This window comes from Blautia massiliensis (ex Liu et al. 2021) (assembly GCF_052064225.1).
Taxonomy (GTDB): domain Bacteria; phylum Bacillota; class Clostridia; order Lachnospirales; family Lachnospiraceae; genus Blautia_A; species Blautia_A fusiformis.
The window spans coordinates 52,558-68,771 of sequence record NZ_JBQHWA010000009.1; the positions used below are offsets into that span (position 1 = coordinate 52,558).

The 16,214-nt window shown below is 45.4% G+C and carries 12 protein-coding genes; 10 read left to right on the top strand and 2 right to left on the bottom strand.

Going from position 1 to position 16,214, the window contains the following annotated elements; genetic code table 11:
- Nucleotides 1-302 precede the first annotated feature (302 nt).
- Nucleotides 303-1,919 (top strand): MBL fold metallo-hydrolase RNA specificity domain-containing protein, encoded by a 1,617-nt coding sequence (locus ACTNDQ_RS05235; RefSeq protein ID WP_441064034.1) that lies wholly within the window; start codon nt 303-305, stop codon nt 1,917-1,919.
- A 117-nt stretch (nt 1,920-2,036) separates the two neighbouring features.
- Here ACTNDQ_RS05235 and ACTNDQ_RS05240 read toward each other — a convergent pair whose 3' ends face one another.
- A complete protein-coding gene (locus ACTNDQ_RS05240) occupies nt 2,037-2,285 on the bottom strand; it encodes a TIGR03905 family TSCPD domain-containing protein (RefSeq protein ID WP_015525634.1) in 249 nt (82 codons plus the stop codon).
- Nucleotides 2,286-2,459: 174 nt separating this feature from the next.
- Here ACTNDQ_RS05240 and ACTNDQ_RS05245 point away from each other — a divergent pair, with 174 nt between their 5' ends.
- The 9 genes from ACTNDQ_RS05245 to ACTNDQ_RS05285 all read left to right on the top strand — a co-directional run bounded on the left by ACTNDQ_RS05245 (nt 2,460) and on the right by ACTNDQ_RS05285 (nt 14,866).
- The gene (locus tag ACTNDQ_RS05245) at nt 2,460-3,161 is read left to right on the top strand and encodes a 5'-methylthioadenosine/adenosylhomocysteine nucleosidase (protein WP_441064037.1); all 702 of its coding nucleotides are present in this window, start codon (nt 2,460-2,462) and stop codon (nt 3,159-3,161) included.
- Nucleotides 3,162-3,239: 78 nt separating this feature from the next.
- Entirely contained in the window at nt 3,240-3,620 is a 381-nt protein-coding gene (locus tag ACTNDQ_RS05250) for a hypothetical protein (RefSeq protein WP_021652849.1), read from the top strand.
- A gap of 113 nt (nt 3,621-3,733) precedes the next feature.
- Complete coding sequence (locus ACTNDQ_RS05255) at nt 3,734-4,903, top strand: class I SAM-dependent methyltransferase (protein ID WP_015525637.1); 1,170 nt, start codon at nt 3,734-3,736, stop codon at nt 4,901-4,903.
- A gap of 1 nt (nt 4,904) precedes the next feature.
- Complete coding sequence (locus ACTNDQ_RS05260; protein ID WP_441064039.1) at nt 4,905-7,358, top strand: hypothetical protein; 2,454 nt, start codon at nt 4,905-4,907, stop codon at nt 7,356-7,358.
- A gap of 139 nt (nt 7,359-7,497) precedes the next feature.
- Nucleotides 7,498-8,988: a UDP-glucose--hexose-1-phosphate uridylyltransferase gene (galT, locus tag ACTNDQ_RS05265; protein ID WP_441064041.1), complete on the top strand. Its 1,491-nt coding sequence runs from the start codon at nt 7,498-7,500 to the stop codon at nt 8,986-8,988.
- A gap of 54 nt (nt 8,989-9,042) precedes the next feature.
- Complete coding sequence (locus ACTNDQ_RS05270) at nt 9,043-10,524, top strand: InlB B-repeat-containing protein (RefSeq protein WP_278795180.1); 1,482 nt, start codon at nt 9,043-9,045, stop codon at nt 10,522-10,524.
- A gap of 203 nt (nt 10,525-10,727) precedes the next feature.
- Nucleotides 10,728-12,119, top strand: coding sequence for an asparagine--tRNA ligase (asnS, locus tag ACTNDQ_RS05275; RefSeq protein ID WP_022426258.1), 1,392 nt, complete (start codon nt 10,728-10,730; stop codon nt 12,117-12,119).
- 111 nt (nt 12,120-12,230) lie between these two features.
- A complete protein-coding gene (locus tag ACTNDQ_RS05280) occupies nt 12,231-13,337 on the top strand; it encodes a metallophosphoesterase family protein (RefSeq protein WP_278795178.1) in 1,107 nt (368 codons plus the stop codon).
- On the top strand, nt 13,319-14,866 hold the full coding sequence (locus tag ACTNDQ_RS05285) for an ATP-binding protein (RefSeq protein WP_441064044.1): 1,548 nt from the start codon (nt 13,319-13,321) through the stop codon (nt 14,864-14,866). Before ACTNDQ_RS05280 ends, ACTNDQ_RS05285 begins: the two co-directional genes overlap by 19 nt.
- Before the next feature lie 163 nt (nt 14,867-15,029).
- Here ACTNDQ_RS05285 and ACTNDQ_RS05290 read toward each other — a convergent pair whose 3' ends face one another.
- Nucleotides 15,030-16,214, bottom strand: coding sequence for a ribose-phosphate pyrophosphokinase (locus ACTNDQ_RS05290; protein WP_279199887.1), 1,185 nt, complete (start codon nt 16,212-16,214; stop codon nt 15,030-15,032).

The window sequence follows — 16,214 nt, forward strand, 5'->3', positions numbered from 1 at the left end:
AAAAAATCCAGTAAACTTTACATTACCTTCGCTGGGGAATGTCTAAAAATTCTGTATAATATCAAAAAATCTAAAAAAATCCCCTTAAAAAAAGAAGCATATTTCACAAAAAGACTGTCAAAAAACATATATTTCGTGTATAATAAATACAATAACAAACCGTTAATAAACAAAAAGTCGATTATTTCTTCTTGGAATTGTATATCACAGCGTTTCTGGACGATCGGATATCACAGAGAGATCCTTCAGGCTTTTTTTGATATGGAAATTTCAGAACGTGGGACGGAAAAGGGGGCTTGTGCATGAAGATAACATTTATCGGTGCTACGCATGAGGTGACTGGAAGCTGTTATTATCTGGAAGCGGCAGGACGGAAGTTTCTGGTGGATTATGGAATGGAGCAGGGACCGGATTATTATGAAAATAAGGAGCTTCCGGTGGCTCCGGGTGATCTGGATTTTGTGCTTCTGACACATGCACACATGGATCATTCCGGAAATCTTCCGGCCTTGTATGCAAAAGGCTATCAGGGGCCGATCTATGCGACAGAGGCAACTTGTAATCTCTGCGATATCATGCTTCGTGACAGCGCACATATCCAGATGTTCGAGGCTGAGTGGAGAAACCGAAAGGGGCGGAGAGAAGGAAAACCGGAATTTATTCCTGCATACACTATGGAAGATGCCATGGGTGTGCTCCGGAACTTCGTCAGATGCCCATATGATAAGATCATCAAACCGGCAGAGGGAATCGAAGTAAGATTTGTGGATGCAGGACATCTTCTTGGCTCCAGCAGTATTGAAGTCTGGATGACGGAAGAGGACAAAACAGAAAAGATCGTTTTTTCCGGCGATATCGGAAATATCAATCAGCCGCTGATCAGGGATCCGGTATATATCCGAGAGGCAGATTATGTTGTGATGGAATCTACCTACGGAGACCGCAGTCATGGAGAACGTCCGGATTATCCGGCAATACTGGCAGAGATCGTCCAGAGGACCTTTGACAGAGGCGGCAGTTTGGTAATCCCGTCCTTTGCAGTAGGCCGTACTCAGGAAATGCTGTATTTTATCCGACAGATCAAAGAACAGGGACTGGTTCACGGCCATGATGGTTTTACGGTATATGTAGACAGTCCCCTTGCCAATGAGGCAACTACGATCTTCAGTGAGAATGCATATACCTGCTATGATGAGGAAGCAATGGATCTTTTGAATAAAGGTATCAATCCGTTATCCTTCCAGGGATTGAAGACCTCCGTTACTACCGATGATTCCAGAGCTATCAATTTTGATGAGGACTGCAAGGTGATCATTTCCGCCAGCGGCATGTGTGATGCTGGTCGTATCAAACATCATCTGAAACACAATCTGTGGAATCCCAGAAATACCATTCTTTTTGTTGGATACCAGGCTATCGGAACTCCGGGACGGGCATTATTGGAAGGTGCAGTGGAGATGAAGTTGTTTGGTGAGACTGTGCAGGTAGCTGCTGAAATATGCAAAATGCCGGGAATCAGCGGTCATGCTGATGTAAACGGACTTATAGAATGGGCGAAAGCCTTTGAGACGAGACCAAAACACGTATTTGTTACGCATGGTGATGATACGGTGACGGAGATTTTTGCCCAGAGGCTTAAAGAAGAGCTTGGGTATGATGCAACAGCACCCTTTAGTGGAACTGAATATGATCTTCTGGAGAACAGGTGTATCCATGAGGCTGTCGGTGTTCGGATCGTAAAGGCAACTGCTTCGCCGAAAACAACCAAGGCTGCCCGTGCATATGAGAAGCTGCTGGCTATGGGACGTCGCCTGATGTCCGTGATCCGGAAGAATGAAGGCTGCCCCAATAAAGATCTGGATCGTTTTGCAAGAGATATCCAGTCACTGTGTGACAAGTGGGACAGAACAGATATTTAACCGGATAACAAAGATAACATTGAAACAATTATTTTGTCAAATCATCATAAAATCACCCTGCGGAAATTTTTCGCAGGGTGATGATAAATCCGATATACAAAGTAAGCTTATGTGAGATCAGCCTTCGTTCAATGCCTGGCGGATGGCTTTTGCAAGCTGATCCGGACATGAAGTTGGTTTGAATCCGCAGCGGATGCCTTCCAGACGGGAGATCACTTCATCTGCATCCATTCCCTCTGCAAGCTGTGCAACACCCTGTGTGTTTCCGGAACATCCGCCTGTAAATTTGATATTGTGAACTTTTTTATTATCGTCGATCTCGAACTCAATTCCCTGAGCACAGACGCCTTTTGTCTTATAAACCATTCTGGTTACCTCCTGTTCTGTTTATTTATCGATTATAGCATCTCTCAAAAAAAGTTTCCATAAAAAATAAAATTTGTTATAATGAACAATGTAGAAAAAGAAAAAGATACTGCTGAACGGAAAAAACTGTGAAATTCAGCGGGATATCATATTGAAAGAGAGGATTTACAGATCATGAAATGTGTTGGAATCATAGGAGCAATGGAACAGGAAGTAGCAAGACTGAAAGAGGTTATGGAGAATGTATCCATTACTACCAGAGCCGGAATGGATTTTTATGAGGGTGTTCTGGAAGGAAAGAAGGTAGTTGTGGTACAGTCCGGGATCGGTAAGGTAAATGCCGGCATGTGCACCCAGATCCTGGCAGATCTCTTTCAGGTGGAAGCGGTGATCAATACCGGTATCGCAGGAAGCCTTAACAATGATATCAATATTGGAGATATCGTACTTTCCACAGATGTTCTTCATCATGATATGGATGCAACCGGATTCGGATATGCGAAGGGACAGATCCCGCAGATGAAAGAGTTTTCCTTCCAGGCAGATGCGTGCCTTCGTAAGATCGCACATGATGTATGCGAGGAAGTAAATCCGGAGATCAGGGTTTTTGAAGGAAGAATTGCTTCCGGAGATCAGTTTGTATGTGATCAGGGTGTAAAAGATAATATTGTAAAGGAATTCAGCGCCTATGCTGTTGAGATGGAGGGCGCAGCGATCGGACAGGCAGCAGCTCTTAACGGGATTCCATTCCTGATCATTCGTGCTATCTCAGATAAAGCAGATAATAGTGCAAACATGGATTATCCGGCTTTTGAAAAGCTTGCAATTGAGCACAGCGTACGTCTGACCCAGGGAATGCTGAAACGGATGGCCTGATCGGAACTTTGAAGGGAACCGTCATTTTTCTTCTGCATATACTGTAAGAGATAGCAGAGAGAGGACAGCAGAAGAGTTATGATCTATCCAGATTTTTATCCGTTTTATGCTACACAGGGAAGTCCTGGTTTTTATAATGAAGAGAGAGAACAGGAAAAGGAATTTGATCTGATGAGATCATACTATCCGGATACAGCCCGAAGGATCCAGGAAAAAGCGGAAGCACAGTGTCAGCTTTTGGATTATGAGGGAAGCCGGCTGTATGATGAATATCCGGATCGTTTCATGCTCTATCACATCTGTCACCAGGTGAAAGGACAGATGGAAGGAGATACCAGTGTACAGGAGATTCCAGGAGGGTTCCTGGATGATCTGATCGAAGTGCTGGTGTATCAGGAGATTTCCAGACGAAGATGCAGGAGGAGAAGGTGCAGAAAATGTTTCCGCACTGAGTATTAAAATGGCGGTTTACCCATGAACGATACAGTGATACTGGCAGAAGCAACCAAAACTGGTTCGCACAACATCTGTCCATATACAATAAAACAAAAAGTGAATATAATAGAAGTATGATGAAAACAATAAGGGAATTTTTAGAAGAACAGATTAATGAACAGCTGATACAGGCTGTTGTCAGTGGCCGCAGGACTGGCGAGGGACCTTCCAAGGTGAAGCTTCGTCCTGTGGAGCTGAAGGGTCAGATTTTTTACCAGGCGTCCATGACAGAAGGGACGAAGGTTTATCATAAGAATTTTACCAGGGAAGAGATGATCGCTTATCTGGAGCATGCCATGGAGGAATTTCGTCAGCTTCAGGCAACCGGACGCAGTCAGGATGGAAGTATCCTTATCAGCAAGAAAGGGAAAGCAACCATCAAAACAAAACAACACGGGCCTGCACAGAATGAGAAGATAAAGATCGCTCCTCATAACCGGGTGAAACAGTACATTCTCAGAGAGGGAACGGCAGCTCCGTTTCTGGTGGATCTGGGAGTTATGACAAAGGATGGAAAGATCGTTGCTTCCAGATATGACAAGTTCAGACAGATCAATCGCTTTCTGGAGTTTATCAGGGATATCCTTCCAAAGCTTCCTAAAGACAGAGAGATCACGATCCTGGATTTTGGCTGCGGAAAATCCTATCTTACTTTTGCTATGTATTATTATCTCAGAGAACTGGAGGGTTTTGATGTAAACATCATAGGGCTGGATCTTAAGGAAGATGTGATACGGCATTGCAGTGAATTGGCCAGATCTTATGGTTATGACAAGCTGCATTTTTACCAGGGAGATATTGCAGGGTACGAAGGCGTTTCTTCTGTGGACATGGTGGTGACACTTCATGCTTGCGATACAGCAACAGATTTCGCTCTGGCCAAGGCAGTGGAATGGGGGGCTCAGGTGATCCTGTCTGTTCCATGCTGTCAGCATGAACTGAATCGTCAGATCCGAAACGAAATGCTCCAGCCTGTTATGCGTTATGGGATCCTGAAGGAAAGAATGGCAGCTCTGATCACAGATGGTCTTCGTGCCGAGCTTCTGGAAAGCAAAGGATATGAAACCCAGCTTCTTGAATTTATCGATATGGAACATACACCAAAGAATATTCTGATCCGCGCAGTAAAAACCGGAAAGAAAAAGAGCAGGGACAGTTTTTCGGATACCATGAAGGCTCTTCATGTGGCTCCTACCCTGGACAGGCTTCTTTATCCGGAAGAGTCAGCCTCACAGAAGGGAGAATGACATGATGAAGATCCTACGTAAGGGAGTGATACTGCTGGTGATCTTTGTGGCAGTAGTAGCCGGGACCTCATTTCTGATGAACAGTCAGTCTACAGATAACCGCTCAGATATGAACGATGCCACACTTCCGGAGGTTATGGTAAAGATCGGAAGTACCCAGGCAAATAAGATGTATGGATACAGACAGCAGATGCAGACCGATTTCATGAGAGGAAGTATTACTCCGCTGGATACGACCAAAAAAGTGTCTTTTGAGATCAACCCATATGCTGATACAGTAACAGGGCTTGCTTATGAGGTACGGACTTCAGACGGAAGCAAGGTTATGGAGAACCGTAAGATCAAGAATCTCACGAAAGAGGACAACGGCTGTTTAAGTACAGAGATTGAGATCGGCAGTGACCTTCGCATGAACCAGGAGTATTCCATGCAGATCACGCTGGATACCAGTGAGGGGGAAGTTTACTACTATACAAGAGTGGTTTCCAGAACCCAGTTGAATACAGAAGCGTATCTTCAGTTTGTCAAGGATTTTTCCACAAAGTGTCTGGACAAGGAAAAGGCAGATACGCTGACCGGATATCTGGAAGCGGAGGATATTTCCGGCGGAACGAATTACAATAATATTTCCATCAGTTCCGGACTTTCCAATATCAGCTGGGGATCCCTTTCTCCGAAGCTCTACATGGAAGGAGTTCCGCTGATCGATGACATCAATGAAACGACTGCAAGTATCACGCTGGATTATCAGATTTCCGCACAGGATGATGAGGGTAAAACCGAAATTTATGATGTTACGGAATTTTACCGTATGCGTTATACAGAAACAAGGATCATGTTGCTGGATTTTAAACGTTCTGCAACGAAGGTATTTGATCCGTCTCAGAAGGTAGTTTCCGATGCAGGCCTGCTTCTGGGTGTCCGTGACAAGAATGTCACCTATGCTTCAGACAGCAGTGGAAAGATCGTTGCTTTTGAGCAGGATGGGGATCTCTGGTCTTATGCACCGTCCAGCGGAAAGATCACAAGGATCTTCAGCTTCCGCAAAGAGGAAGATAACGATTCCAGATATGTGCGCAACGAACATGATATCAAGATCATCCGAGTGGCAGATAACGGGGATGTGGACTTTGTATTGTACGGTTACATGAACCGTGGTGTTCACGAGGGATACAGCGGTGTCTGTGTTTATCACTACAACAGCGACCGTAATGTGGTGGAAGAAAAAGTATTCATACCAAGTACAGAATCCTACGAGTTTCTGAAGGAAGATCTTGGAACACTCACTTATGTAAACAAAAACAATCAGCTGTTTCTGCTGTTTGCACAGAAGCTGTATCAGGTAGATATTGAGACAGGAACCTCACAGGTTCTGGAAGAAGGAATCAAACAGAACCATTTTGTTGTGTCAGATACCAAGGCACATGCAGCATGGCTGATCGAATCCGGAGATGATGCAGGGAAGATCCGGGAAATTGAATTTGATTCTCTGAAAACAAGAGATATTTCGCCGGAAAGCGGAAAAAATCTGAGAGTTCTGGGATTTATGAATGAAGATCTGGTATATGGGATCCTTTCCGATGAAGACATTCTTACGGATGCCAACGGACATGAAACAGAGGGAATCAGTACATTCCGCATTGAAAGCTTTAAAGGAAAGGTGAAAAAAGAGTATCGTCAGGATGGCCTTTATATCACCAACGTAACGGTTGGTAGTACCATGATGGAGTTTGAACTTTCTGCAAAATCGGGGAATGCTTATACAGTCCAGAAAAAGGACAATATCATGAATAACAAAAAAGCATCCGGAAGCCAGATAGATGTAGCATTGATCACTACAAACCGTGCAGGAACGCTGATCCGCCTGACCATGACTCAGAAACCGGAGACAGACAGTCCGCTGCTTGTTTGTTCCAAGATCGAGAGTACTGAAGACTCATCGGTAACATTGGATACTACCGTTCCACAGGGAGAACTTTATTATGTTTATGCATATGGTTCTCTTGACCGTATCTATACCGATCCGGCTGCAGCTGTGAAACGCGCGGATGCGCAGACTGGAGTGGTACTTAACCGTGCGCAGCAGTATGTCTGGGAACGTGGAAACAAAAAAACAAAGCTCCAGATGAATATAGAGGATGTACCGGAAAGTATACGTACAGCCAACTGGAAGAAAAAAGAACTTCAGGATAGCCTTGGTGATATGGGAACGGTGATCGATCTGACCGGCTGCACTCTTGACAATGTTCTTTATGAGGTCAGTGCCCAGAGACCGGTGATCGCCAAGACAGGAGAAAATTCCAGTGTGGTGATCGTAGGCTATGATGAATATAATACCTATCTTTATGATCCGGCAACAGGGCAGATCAGCCCGTATGGAATGAATGACAGTACAGCGCTGTTTGAGAGTGCTGGAAATGTATTTCTCACCTATATAGAAAACGTCATAGAGTGATGCTTACAGAGCAGGCCGGATGAAGGCCATGGGGTTACAGCAGGATGGCAAGACGGGAGTTCCCGTTTGGCATAAATCGGAAAACAGGAAAAAAGTTCCTGTTTTCCGGGAAAAGCGCGACAGGAAAGGGGAAAAATCAATGTTAAGTGAAAGTATTAAAAAACTGGTACAGTATGGGGTGGAGAGTGGTATTACTCCGGAATGCGAAAGAATTTATGCAACCAATCTTCTTCTGGATGCCTTTGGGGAAAGCGAATATACAGAACCGGAGACAGAGTATGCTAAAATCAATCTTGAGGAGACTTTGAACGAACTTCTTGATGAGGCTGTAAAGAGGGGCATCATCGAGGACAGTATTGTGTACAGAGATCTCTTTGATACAAAACTGATGAACTGTCTGATGCCGCGTCCTGCCCAGGTGCAGAGAGAATTCTGGGATGCTTATAAAGAAAATTCGGAAAAAGCCACAGATTATTTTTATAAGCTGAGTCAGGACAGTAACTATATCAGACGTTATCGCGTAAAAAAAGATCAGAAATGGACAGTAGACAGCGAATATGGTAAGATCGATATCACGATCAACCTGTCCAAGCCGGAAAAAGACCCAAAGGCTATCGCAGCTGCCAAGCTGGTAAAATCCAGCAGCTATCCAAAATGTCTGCTTTGTCCGGAAAATGAAGGCTATGCAGGAAGAGTCAATCATCCGGCAAGGGAGAACCACAGGATCATCCCGATCACCATCAATGACAGTCCATGGGGCTTCCAGTACTCTCCATATGTTTACTACAATGAACATTGTATCGTATTTAACAGTCAGCATACTCCGATGAAGATCGAGAGAAATACATTTATCAAGCTGTTTGATTTTGTAAAGCTGTTCCCACATTATTTCCTTGGCTCCAATGCGGATCTTCCAATCGTAGGAGGTTCTATCCTCAGCCACGATCATTTCCAGGGCGGGCATTACACCTTTGCCATGGCGAAGGCAGAGATTGAAAAGCATGTGACGATCCCGGGATACGAAGATGTGGAAGCCGGCATTGTAAAATGGCCTCTTTCCGTACTGCGTATCCGCAGCAAAGACGAGACGAGACTGATCGATCTGGCAACACATGTACTGGCAGGCTGGAGAGGATATACGGATGAGGCTGCATTTATCTTTGCAGAAACAGACGGAGAGCCGCATAACACCATCACACCGATCGCACGTAAAGTGGGAGATACCTTTGAACTGGATCTGACATTACGTAACAATATCACAACAGAGGAGCATCCGCTGGGGGTTTATCATCCGCATGCATGCTATCATCATATCAAGAAAGAGAATATCGGTCTTATCGAAGTTATGGGACTCGCTGTTCTTCCGGCACGTCTGAAAGAAGAGCTGGAGCTTCTTGAAGAATACATTTTAAGCGGCAGGGACATCGCTTCCAATGAGAAAATCGAGAAACATGCTGCATGGGTTGCAGAATTTCTGCCAAAATATGAGAAACTTGATAAAGATAATATCCAGGAAGTCCTTCGCAGGGAAGTGGGCAATGTATTTGTTCATGTACTGGAGGATGCCGGTGTTTATAAATGCACACCAGAGGGCAGGGATGCATTTATGAGATTTATCAATACTCTGTAAAAAAGTACGGAGGCATCCGGGGATGGATATGTATTTCAGGAGGAGTTTGTTTATATGAAAAACAGGGAAAAAACCGGAAAGACCTTCCAGGTAAAATGGCTTTTGCTGGCACTTGTGGCAGCTGCACTGATCTTTGTGCCGGCTGCATCGCATAAGGTGTCGGCGGCGAAGCTTGTTTATACCGTTAAGTTCAATAATAATTCAGGTACCAGCAAAAGTAAGACGTATACCGCACTGACACAGAATGTGACATTAAATACTACGATCCGGCTTCCGGCAGTGCCCAAGGCTGTGGGATATCAGAATCTCGGATGGACTACACGGAAGGGGAGCAGTAAGGTAGTATATAAAGCAGGTGCCAGCGTAAAGGTCAGAAAAGATATGACTCTGTATGCGGTCCGCAGAAAGAGTAAGTATTATACCGTAAACTTCTATCTTGGAAATGGAAGCACCAATTCCGCATATAAGAAGCTGCAGAAAAAAGTAGAAGAGGGTACATATTACACATTGCCTGCAGTTCCATCCAGATCGGGATATGTAAATCTTGGCTGGTCAACAGCAAAGAACGGCAAGGCATCTACTGCAAAAAAAGCAGGAACGAAGATTAAAATCTCCGGTAATATCAGATACTATTCCGTACAGATGCAGTCAGTAAAGGTAAATCTCCGCAAGGCAAACGGAACCGTATGGAAGACAGTAACACTTGGAAAGGGCGGTTACCTTAAGCTCCCATCTGTATCCAATGCGACAGGTTATACGTTTATGGGCTGGTCTAAGACCAGACGGACCGGTTCTTCCACAGATCCGGATTATGAAGCCGGTGAACTTCTGCGGATCAGCAAAAACACCAATCTGTATGCGACGGTATTTAACCGTGCACTGGAGAAGGACATCAGTTCCGATGAGATGGCTCATCCGGCGATCGGTATGATGTACAGTAAGGTCATTTTTGTGGGGGATTCCCGTACTGCAGGAATACAGGCGACACTGAAAAAACAGATGAGCAGTTCTGTAACAAATGGGGTTTCTTTTGTTGCAAACCCAGGAAAGGGCTTGAGCTGGTTCCGGGATACAGGATATGCACAGCTTATAGAAGAGATCGACAAAACAGAAGGTTCCAAACCGATCGCCGTTATCTTTAATCTGGGTGTCAATGACCTGGGAAATGCAGGCAATTATGTCAGCTATATGACCAATATTGCATCCACACTGAAAAGTAAGAACTGTAAACTCTTTTATATGTCCGTAAACCCGATCAACAGTACCATGATCACAAAAGCAGGAAGAGGCGCCCGTACAGAAGCACAGGTAAGAGAATTCAACAGCAAGATCCGTTCCGGTCTTTCTCTGGATTACAAGTACATCGATATGTACAGCGTACTTATGAAAAAAGGCTACGGGACCAATACTTCCTACAATGGCACAGACGCTGACAGTGATGATGGACTTCACTACACAACAAAGACATTCAAGAGGATCTACTATTACTGCATTACTTATCTCAACACAGGAAGTATCAACGCATCTTATTATTAATGGTATAACAGACAGAAAAATCCCGTCTGCCGGAGACATTCCGCCAGGCGGGATTTTTCTGTCCGGCGGCCTGCTATTTTTCTGTCCGACAGGGCAATTACTCCTTGCACGAACCATGAGAATAGTCTATACTTAATTCGATACGGACGTTTGGAGGTCCGCAGGGACGTGTGATCCTGAATATGAGGAATGAGGTATAGATTATGAAACTGACAACAGTGAAAGAGATTTACAGAAACCGTGAACAGTATCTCGACAAAGAGATCACCGTAGGTGGATGGGTACGAAGTGTTCGTGATTCCAAGGCGTTTGGATTCATCGTACTTCATGATGGAAGCTTTTTTGAAACTCTTCAGATCGTATATCACGATAACATGGAGAATTTCGCAGAGGTTTCCAAGCTGAACGTTGGAGCAGCCATCATTGTTAAGGGAACGCTGGTAGCTACCCCTCAGGCGAAGCAGCCATTTGAGATCCAGGCAACAGAGATATCTGTAGAGGGAGCTTCCGCACCGGATTATCCACTTCAGAAGAAGAGACACAGTCTTGAATACTTAAGGACCATGACACATTTAAGACCGAGAACAAATACTTTTCAGGCTGTATTTCGTGTACGTTCTCTCTGTGCATATGCGATCCATAAATTTTTCCAGGAGAGAGGCTTTGTCTATGTGCATACACCGCTGATCACAGGAAGTGACTGTGAAGGTGCAGGAGAGATGTTCCAGGTAACAACACTGGATCCGAAGAATATTCCGCTGACAGAGGATGGAAGTGTTGATTATTCACAGGATTTCTTCGGAAAGGAGACAAACCTTACCGTAAGCGGACAGCTGAATGGAGAGACTTATGCACAGGCATTCCGCAATATCTACACATTCGGACCGACCTTCCGTGCTGAGAATTCCAACACTACCCGTCATGCAGCTGAGTTCTGGATGATCGAGCCTGAGTGTGCGTTTGCAGACCTTCAGGACGCTATGGAGCTTGCAGAGGCTATGCTGAAATACGTGATCCGTTATGTCTTTGAGAATGCACCGGAGGAAATGAACTTCTTCAATTCCTTCATTGACAAGGGGCTTCTTGACAGACTGAACCATGTGCTTAATTCTGAATTTGCGCATGTGACCTATACAGAGGCTGTTGAGATCCTTGAGAAGAACAATGACAAATTTGATTACAAGGTATTCTGGGGATGTGATCTTCAGACAGAGCATGAGCGCTATCTGACAGAGCAGGTCTACAAGAGACCGGTATTTGTTACAGATTATCCGAAGGAGATCAAGGCATTCTACATGAAACTCAACGAGGATGGAAAGACAGTTGCGGCTATGGACTGTCTGGTGCCGGGAATCGGAGAGATCATCGGAGGAAGCCAGAGAGAGGATGACTACGACAAGCTGAGAACACGTATGGATGAGCTGGGTCTGAAACCGGAGGATTACGATTTCTATCTGGATCTTCGTAAATATGGTTCCACACGTCATTCCGGCTTTGGTCTTGGATTTGAGAGATGTGTCATGTACCTTACAGGTATGGGCAACATCCGTGACGTGATCCCATTCCCGAGAACTGTAAAGAACTGCGATCTTTGATCAGAACACTTTTGCACAGCAGGACGTTCTGTGCTCCTGAGATCAGAGAACAGCAGAGAGAAATTGGCAACAGGTATTGATATGTGTGACTGACACACAAGGGAGAACATTATGAGATTTATTCATCTTGCAGACGTGCATCTGGGCGCGGTTCCCGACAGGGGCTGCCCGTGGAGCAAAGAGCGGGAGGAAGAAATCTGGAGCACTTTCCGCCGGGTTATTGCGGGCATCCGCGAAGATCCGGTGGATTTGCTATTTATATCCGGAGATCTGTTCCACCGCCAGCCTCTTATGAGAGAGCTTAAGGAAGTAAATTATCTGTTTTCCACCATCCCGGATACCAGAGTGTATCTGATGGCAGGAAATCATGATTTTATAAGCAGAGATTCTTTTTATAATACGTTTGAGTGGAATTCCAATGTTATATTTTTCAGGAGCAGGGAACTGACCTGCGTTAAAGATCCAAGGCTTGATGTCTATGTATATGGACTGAGTTACTATGACCGGGAAATAAAAGACGGACTTTATGATCAGGCTGTTCCTGTCCAGAAAGAAGGAATCCATATTCTGCTGGCCCATGGCGGCGATGAGAAGCATATTCCTCTCAGTGCAGCAGCTCTGGCGGCGTCAGGCTTCGATTATGTGGCGTTAGGGCATATCCACAAGCCGCAGATCCTGATCCGTGACCAGGCGGCCTTTTCCGGGGCTCTGGAGCCCATTGACAGGAATGATACAGGGGAACATGGATATATGGAGGGACGACTGATCAACGGAAGGATCCGTACAGAGTTCGTTCCCTTTGCCTGTCGTTCCTATCAGCAGCTGGTAATGACACTTCACGAGGAAACTACACAGATATCTCTGGAAGAAGCGGTAAAATCCCAGATTTTCCGCAGAGGAGGAAGGAATATCTACAGGATCGTTCTTCAGGGAATGCGTTCGCCGGATCTTCTTCTGATCCCTGAGAAACTGAAAAATCTCGGAAATGTTACCGATGTTGTGGATGAATCCTGGCCGGCGTATGATCTTGGTGAGCTCTACAAACGCTACAGCGGTACTCTGATCGGTGATTATATCGGCTATTTTCTGGCCAAAGAGGGTATGGATACCGTGGAAAAAAAGGCGCTGTATTATGGGCTTCAGGCATTGCTTGAGACAGGCAGCCGGCGTAAAGGGGCAGCACAGGAGGATAGCATAAGATGGTTATCAGACGTTTAAAAATAAAAAATTTCGGGAAGATCCGGGACAAGGATATGGAGCTTTCGCCTGGGATCAACGTACTTTACGGTGAAAATGAGAGTGGAAAAACTACCACACATACATTTATCCGCTCCATGTTTTACGGCGTTCGCAGACTGCGGGGAAAGGCTGCTCTGAACGATACATATACAAAATATGAACCGTGGGAAAATCCGGCAGAATATGGTGGGATCATGTGGTTTACAAGCAAGGGGAAGAAGTATCGTCTTACCAGGAATTTTTATAAAGAAAAGAAGCTGGGAGAGCTTCTCTGTGAAGATGATGGCAGTCTTGTGGATGCCGAACAGGGAGCTCTTGGGACTATTCTGGGAAATGTAAGTGAGGCAGTTTATGATAATACGGTGTCTGTGGCACAGCTGAAAAGCGTTACAGGAAAAGATCTCGTACGTGAACTGCAGAATTACATGGCCAGCTATCAGGGAACCGGTGACAGTTCCATTGACATGGGACGAGCCATGCAGATGCTGAAAATGTCCAGAAAAGGATATCTGACAGAAGCGGCCCGGCGAAAAAAGGAGCTGGAAAAGGAAAAAGAAAAGATTTCCGCAAACATGGAATATATCCGCAGAGAGATCCGTGAACTGGATGAGAAGCGTGATCGGATCATGCAGCAGCAGGACGGGATGAACATAGGGACCAGAGAACGGAGTACAGAGGATCTTCTTGAGCTTCGGATCGATCGTGTAAAAAGAAGACGGGAGCAGACAGATGCAGTTCTGGCAGTTGTGCTGCTTGGCGGGATTGCCGGTACCGGCTGCCTGGCGGCTTTTTCCGGGCAGGTCATTTTCAGTGTTCTGGCAGGCGTGGCAACTGCGGCGATTTCTGTAGCGGCATTGTTTTTTCGCATACGGCTCAGCAGGGAGCTGAATAAGAGAGAACGTCAGAGAGAGCGCTGGCATTCCAGACATGAGGAGCTGACCTGGAACCGGAACAGTCTGGACAGTGACTACGAAGAGAAGCATACAGCGCTGGAGAACCTGCAGGCAGAGTTGACGGAATGTGAAGAAAACACAGAAGTGATCACTCCGGAGGAAACGGAGATCCAGGCGTTGAATATGGCTATGGAGACGATTGAGGCACTTTCCGGAAACATTACGGATCAGGTAGGGGGCCGTCTGAAAAAACGTACATCTGAGATATTAAGTGAGATCACCGGTGGCAGATACCAGGAGGTTCTGATGGATGAGGCACTGCATATGTCTGTGAACACAGGGGAGCGTATCGTATCCATTGAGAGACTGAGCCGCGGGACACTGGAGCAGATTTATTTTGCCCTTCGTATGGCAGCAGGAGAGCTTTTCTGTAAAGAGGAACCGTTCCCTGTGATTCTGGATGATGTATTTGGCATGTATGATGAAGAACGTCTTGCAGCGGCTCTCAGGTGGCTGCATAAAGAAAACAGACAGGTGATCATAAGTACCTGCCATAAAAGAGAAATGGAGATCCTGGATAAAGAGAGGATTCCCTATCAGAAGCTTCCTATGTGAGCTTTTGCAGGAAGATTTCAGCATAAAGATCAAAAGCAAAGCAGACAGCAGATGCGGATCATGGATATCCGTCTGTTACAGAAATATAAAGCGGCTGCGCTTTCTGAGAAACTGTTATATCGTTCTCAGAAGGTGCAGCCGCTTTGCGTGCGTTATGATTTATTTATTTCTCATGCTGGCTCATGTAATTTGTTACGCAGCGTTTGATTCTGTCTGCCGGATTCAGAAGGTGGCTGACAGAGTTATCATGGTTCAGCGTATCAATGATCAGAGCAATATATTTGCTCATATCGCAACTGATGTAGTATGGCTTCTCAAGAAGCTCCGGTGACTGATAAACCAGGTTAGTAGTAAGGAGCTTATCGAAGTATCCCTTCTTGTAAGCATCGTCAAATTTATCAAGACCATCGGTAAAGAATCCGAAGGTAGAGCAGATGTAAACTCTGCCTGCTCCTTTCTCTTTCAGGAGAGACGCGATCTTAATGATCGTATCACCGGAGGAGATCATATCATCGATCAGGATCATATCCTTGCCCTCGATCTTTGGTCCGAGGAATTCATATGCTGCGATCGGATGACGGCCGTTTACATATCTTGAGTAATCCAGACGTTTATAGTACATACCCATATCAACACCGAGGACATTGGCGAGATAGATCGCACGGTTCATGCTTCCTTCGTCCGGGCTGATCGTCATGAAATGATCCTTGTCGATATGAAGTCCCTTTTCATTATTAAGAAGAGCCTTGATGAACTGGTAGGATGGCTGTACAGTCTCAAAACCATGAAGAGGAGTCGCATTCTGTACACGGGAATCATGTGCATCAAAGGTGATGATATTCTCAACACCCATATCGATCAGCTCATGAAGTGCATTGGCACAGTCAAGAGACTCTCTTCCGACACGTTTGTCCTGGCGACTCTCATAGAGATATGGCATGATCACGTTGACTCTGCGGGCTTTTCCGCCTACAGCGGCGATAACACGCTTCATATCCTGGAAATGATCATCCGGGGACATAAGATTCGTGTAAGGTCCGATCGGATAGGATAAGCTGTAATTTGTCACATCTACCATTACGTAGATATCATCACCGCGGACAGATTCGTTGATGGTGCATTTACCCTCACCGGAGCCGAAACGTGGAGTTTTGGCGTCAATAATGTAAGAATCGCGCTTGTATCCCTCGAATGCAAAGGAGTCCATTCCAGGATACTGTCTTTCGGCACGCCATTTGACCAGCCAGTCATTCACCTTCGCGCCTAATGAGCTGCAGCTCTGAAGGGGAATCAGTCCAAGTCTTCCTACCGGGAGTGTGGAAAAATCTTTTGTATTTACCTGTGCCAT